The following is a 6,295-nucleotide window of genomic DNA, read 5'->3' as shown; positions in this document are numbered from 1 at the left end:
CCACTTTATCGGAGTATCCACTTGCATTATATCCGCCCGCAAAAACCACCAAATTGCCTACTGTTGTTGCTGCTAACCCCATGCGTCCTTGTGGCAGCGTAAGAGATGTTTCTTGTCTCTCTAATTTCCCATCTTTGTAGGCAAAAATATCCACTTTATCGGAGTATCCACTTGCATTATATCCGCCCGCAAAAACCACCAAATTGCCTACTGTTGTTGCTGCTAACTCCTTGCGTCCTTGTGGCAGCGTAAGAGATGTTTCTTGTCTCTCTAATTTCCCATCTTTGTAGGCAAAAATATCCACTTTATCGGAGTATCCACTTGCATTATATCCGCCCGCAAAAACCACCAAATTGCCTACTGTTGTTGCTGCTAACCCCATGCGTCCTTGTGGCAGCGTAAGAGATGTTTCTTGTCTCTCTAATTTCCCATCTTTGTAGGCAAAAATATCCACTTTATCGGAGTATCCACTTGCATTATATCCGCCAGCAAACACTACCAAATTGCCTACTGCCGTTGCTGCTAAAGACCCGCGTCTTTCTGACAGCGTAAGAGATGTTTCTTGTCTCTCTAATTTCCCCTCTTTGTAGGCAAAAATATCCCCTTTATCAGAGTATAAGGCTCTATCATTATATCCGCCAGCAAACACTACCAAATTGCCTACTGCCGTTGCTGCTAAATAACTGCGTCTTTCTGACAGCGTAAGAGATGTTTGCTGCTTGTTAAAATTTAATGGTACAGGCAATAAATCCCCAGCAATTTTTGTTAAAAAATAGTGTTTGTATTGTAGGTTCCAAGCTTTTGCATTAAATTGTTTTGATAATATAGCCGATAAACCTCCCCATAAAATAGTTATTTCTGGGTCTGGTTTGGAACTTGTAGCTGGGACTACTATGGGGTAAACTTCTTGCCAAGAATCCTGAATATCCTTTTCTAAAGCTACAGGCAGAATGTTAGAAATTTCTACATCTGCAACAAGACTCTGTGGCGAAACCCATTTTTGACTAGCGTTGAGAAATGAATACTTAACCGTTGCTTGTATTGTTGGTGGGTTGTCTGGAGATTTTTTAATCTCCTTCGTTTCTACCCAAAAAATAAATAAGCGATTAAAGGCATAGACCGATGCGAGGTAGTCTGAGTTAATTTGGAGATCGATTTTTTCCCAATACCTCCAGAGTGGTTTATTCGCTGTAGGCTGCTCGCAGCGCCGATAGTAAAACGTATGAGGTTGGGTAATGGTTTTGGCAAAAATAAACAACGTATCAACTGCCTTGTCACTTTTAGGCGTTTGCACCGAGTAGCAGCAACCCTCAACAATTTGCAAGTTGCCAATTTCAGCCAATTTATCGCAGTAGTTGCGATAAGCCGCTTCGACGGTTTCAGCCGTAATTTCCGACTGCAATAACTCGTCTTGCAGTTCCTTAAAAATGGGAGAATAATTTTTCCGCAAACTGGGGTCGATGTAGTTTTCTGGGTATAAAAATACCTTGCGGTTGGCTTCCCAAATGCGGTAGTTCATTATCCACTCCCACCAAACGGCGGGAATGTTAACTTGAGTCACCCCTGGCTCAATCCCCATGCGACAGCGCTGCAAGTAAGTCTGTACTGAAAGAATAGCAAGCTGAATTTGGGAGTTGCAGGCGCAACTGGTCATCTCTACATCGAGCAGCAAGTATTCGGACAGTTGGCGCGGGTTTTCCCTGCCAAGTTTTTGCAAAGCAAAGTCAGTGAGAACTTTGCACTTGCGTTCTTCGAGTGTGCCATTCAGTTTCCCAAAAACTTTCGCCCATTCTTCGCTGTCATACTTCGCTTTTGCCAGAGAAATGACAGAGCGAGCTACGTTCTGATATTTTTCCCAATTGTTCGCTACTGAATCCTTCTGCAATAGTTTGCTCAAGTCGCAGAGGAAATCTATATTGCAGCCAAGGGTAGCGCCGAGTTCAAAACATTGCTTGAGCTTAAGCAAACCTTCAACCGAATTATAAAGCTTGTTTTGCTCTGGTTTTGTATCGTTTGGCTCTGGCTTGGTATCGTTTGGATTTGGCTTTGTTGTGAGAAAGTCATTGGCTTTTTGAATTTCCTCCACTTTCCAGCCTGTAAGTTTAGCAAGGTTTTCCACAGAGGGAGCTTCAAAATACTTAGCTAAGTCGCCCTTAGAGTTGCTGAATATCCGAACTAATTGATTTTTACACTTGTAGAGATTCTCAATGTCTTTAACTGTGAGTTTTGCCAGCGACTCGATGTTATAGCTTTGAGGGCGATCGCAAATACTCCTTAGTTCTATTTCTGTTAAAGCCAACTTGCTAACGAGCAAGCGCATTCTTGAGATCAATTTAAAACATTCAACAATCTGCTGCCAATTACTTTCCTCAGCTTTTACTGGGGTCAATAAAAGTTGGATACAATCTTGCGCTTTTCCTGTTTGGACAGCCAGTTGGGCTAAAACAGAGAATAATCCTGGCTCGATTCCAAAATGGATGGCAACTTTTTCGTTAAGTTCATCTTCTAACCTTTTTATTTCTTCCTCACTTAAATTCTTCCTTTCCTGTTTATCCGGTAATTTGACTTTTTTCCATAAAGACTCCATAAAAAAAGCCATTTTATCTTCTGGTAAAAACCCTTCCACAGAAGGATGTACAGTTCCATTGAGAATGTAGTCGAGTTCGTAGAGGCTAAACCCTGATACTTTTAGCCATTGAGCAAATTCTATTATTTCGGTTAATTTATCAAGTTCGAGTTTTTCAAGAGATGGAAAAGATTCGTTTAGAAACTTTAACAGCAGTTTATAGTCGTCTACTTTCAATCCGAGTAACTTGAGAATTTGACTGATGCAGAAAAGTCGTGAAAATAAATTGGCAACGTTTAATTCAATTTCTATTTGGTGAGGCCAAACCCAAATTTCCTGAACAATATCTGTCAACTCGCGATCGCTCAACTGCAAGGCTGCAATGAGGTGACTTTTAGTAAGCCTTGAAGTTTCTTGGTCTGCATCTGTATCAACAATTTTCCAAACAATCGCCGACTTTGTGTCGTACTTTTCTTGCCCCTGAAGAATTAAAGGATTGTTAAAGACCCGATCGAACAAGTCTTGGGGACGATTTGGATTGACGCCTTTGCCGATCACCTTCATGTCGTACCAAAAACTGCACAGCACATCTAAGGGTAATTTGGTTTGCGCTTGAAGGTGTTTAATTATGGCAATTTTTTTGATAGCTTTCTCATTAATATCTTCAACTGCGATGGAAGTTAGTACCCAGTCTAAATCGGCAAATGACCAGTCTAGTTTGCGAGCTAAGCGCAAGAAGCGATCGACGCGATCTAGGGTTTCCAAATTAAGGTTTTCAATCTCGCCGCGATCGTTTAGATTCAGATATTTACCATTTAGCTTTTTGTTAATGTAGAATTGGGCGGCCATGCCAGATTTAATTTCTTCTGGCGATAAATTTTGATAAAGCAAGTCTTTCAATTGTTGCCAGGAAAGCCCCGTTTGTTTTAGGAACGTTTCTTTTTTCTTTAATCCCCCAAAGTCAGTATCCGAGATATTAAGTCCGTAACGATCGCTTAAATCACCAGTGTTTGCTATTGTTATCAAATTGTATTCTGTTGGTGAAAGTTTTAAATAGTCGCGCCCCCAAATCTCATCGCGACCTTGTTGTGGACGGAACGTTTCGTAAATGCTGGCAAGATTTGTGTTTAAATGGCCTAGATAAGTCCGAATTTGTTCGAGGTAAAGATTGAAAGGCAAATGACCTGGATATTTGGCAGTAGCGAGGTGTTGGAACGCATCTTCGCCAAGCTCCTTTGTAAGCTTTTCTGTTAAAACCTCGCTGACAATTTGAGTGTAGGGAAGGCTATCGTTGGTATTGTCGCAAGTCAAGGGAATGTTTTCTAGATCGGGACGGCGATCGCTCAGACCAATAAAACCTTGATTTTCTTTGTTAACCTGAGCAATATACTGCTCAACAATTCGCATTAAATCGACAAAATAGGCAGCCGGACTAAAAATAGATTGACAGGGATCGCATTGTAAATAATCTAGGCTGCCAAATAGCTTTTGATAGCTAGGAAGCGATTGAAACTTCTCGCGCACTTCAGCAGCATTATCAGCCAGCATAGTTCCCAAACGCGGTGAACTAAACTGCATCGCGTTTGCTAAAAGTACCATCCGTCCGGCTGTTGCCTGAGTAGCCTTGCGATGTGTTTCTCTGGCTTGTTCCGGAGGGAGTTTTGAAGTTTGGACGAACTCTGCTTCGGGGGTGGAGGCGATCGCAAGTGCAGAAACGGGCTCGCTTAGCTGACTTTGCTCTCCTCCCTGAAAACCAGTCATAAGAGGTTTTTCTAAAAGCTTCTCAGCCTCGCTGGGAGCGATACCAAGGTGTAACAGTCGTTGGTAGGCTTTTAGGCGATCGCATATCTTATCCTTATCCAAACCCTGCCACTTTAACGCTTCTACAGCCTTTTCATCGGAGAAGTTAAAATTTGCTAAATAAAAGTTGGGATTATTATCGAAAAATAGCTTGAGGCTCTTATCGTTATTTAACAGCCCTTGGTACATTTTTAGGCGATCGCATATCTTATCCTTATCCAACCCTTCCCAATTTAATGCTTCTACAGATTCATCAGAAAAATTAAAACTTGATAAGTTAAAGTTTGGGTTTTTCTCGAAAAAAGAGTGGACAATATCCTCTTTAAACAGCCCTTGATACATTTTTAGGCGATCGCATATTGTATCCTTATCGAAACGCTCCCAATTTAATAAATCTACAGCCTTTTCATCGGAAAAATTAAAACTTGATAAATCAAATTTTGGGTTTTTCTCGGAAAAAGACTTGAGATTCTCATCATTTTTAATCTGAGTTAAGTCGGACATTTTGACCTCTATTTTTCTTGTAGTTGATTGGGACAGTTTGAGAATTCAGAAGTGTTATGTGCTGAGCTTTGACAATACTTCCTCTGTTAAGCAGTTAAGTTACCTCATCCTCTAGGAAACCCTTGAACAAGCTAATATCGAACTGCTCTTGAGCAACTGCACGACCAATAGCACTCAGGTACTCGCTCTGGTCTACACAGTCCATTTTCTCCCACTTATCGACAACCTCCTTTGTAATCGCATCAGGTTTAATTAGGTTGCCCTTGTCGTCCTTAAGGAGTCCTTTCTCTGCTAATGCTTTAAATCGCTCCACTGTAAACGAAATTGTGAAACGACAGTAGGTCAATAATTCCTGTTGTATGGGTACAATTTTGAACCCATCCCCATTTTCCAATAAATTGGCAGATTCCTTAAGCTTTTTTTGCTTGCTAATCAACTTGAGGATTTGGTTTTGTTGCAAATTTGCTTCAAACATTAAATCGTTGACCACATACCCAGCCCACTGAGCATTATTTTTCTTTTCCGCCTCACCAAATTCAATGTCAGCGTAGCCATATCCCGTTCCAACTGAAACGAGCAAAATTTTGTCAACTCCAGAATCCCAAGCTGTACCGTAGGCGGGGTGAACAGCTTCGAGAAACAATTGAAATGATGAGTTATTGTAGGGACCCACTCCACCGTCAATAAACTCGCATTCTTGTTCGGTAAATTCTTGAGAAGAATGATTTTTGGGAACCTTAACTTTAAAAGAGAAGGGAGGAAAGAAAGTCGGAGCCGCAGAACTAGACCGCACGATTTTCCAGAGGGGGATATCGGCATTGAGGTCTAAAGATTCGCTTTTCTTTTTATACTCTCCTTTGACAGTGTTGTTGACAAAAAACCAATTCTGTCCGCGAGTAACGTTGTTGGTGACAATCATTAAATTGGTTTTTAAATCGGAAGAACCCAAGGTGATGTCGCTAAGTACGTCCTTTTCCTGTAGTTCTTTTTCTAATTTTGTGCCAGTGTATTTAGTTAATAGTTGTTCTATAAGCTCGTCCTGTTTACCAGATCCCTTAATTAGCCCCTTTATTAGCGAACGTTTCCCCCACCCTTTCTCTATGCCAAGAGTATCCAGAAGTTCGTCTAAAGTATGTTCTGCTGGCGAAAAAATATTTTTACCTTCTTTTAGGTAAAGCTCTAAAATTTTGCGGGCGGGCATTCCTGTGGCTAAACCGGCAGCTATAATCGAGCCGGTACTCGTGCCACTAATGAAATCGAAATAGTTGGAGAGACTCTTCCATTTAGGGTTGTGGGCTTTGAGTGCGTCTTCCATCTGGACGAGAACTTCAGCAGCAATAATACCGCGAATGCCGCCACCGTCGATAGAAAGAAGTCGTTTGACTGTCATGTTAGTTATCTCCTGATGATGGGGGTTGATTTTGA

Annotated in this window: 2 protein-coding genes; both read right to left on the bottom strand. The window is 41.3% G+C overall.

The window, feature by feature from the left end:
- Positions 1–4,870, bottom strand: a 4,870-nt coding sequence (locus tag NG798_RS23055; protein ID WP_261226063.1) for a neuraminidase-like domain-containing protein, incomplete at its 3' end; no start/stop codon positions are given.
- A gap of 94 nt (positions 4,871–4,964) precedes the next feature.
- Positions 4,965–6,260 carry a patatin-like phospholipase family protein gene (locus tag NG798_RS23050; protein ID WP_261226062.1) on the bottom strand — a complete coding sequence of 432 codons (1,296 nt, stop codon included), beginning with the start codon at positions 6,258–6,260 and terminating at the stop codon, positions 4,965–4,967.
- Positions 6,261–6,295 lie beyond the last annotated feature (35 nt).

This window comes from Ancylothrix sp. D3o (genome assembly GCF_025370775.1).
Lineage (GTDB): Bacteria > Cyanobacteriota > Cyanobacteriia > Cyanobacteriales > Oscillatoriaceae > Ancylothrix.
Note: the sequence above shows the minus strand (reverse complement) of the source record. Positions and strands in the feature narration are given on the sequence as shown.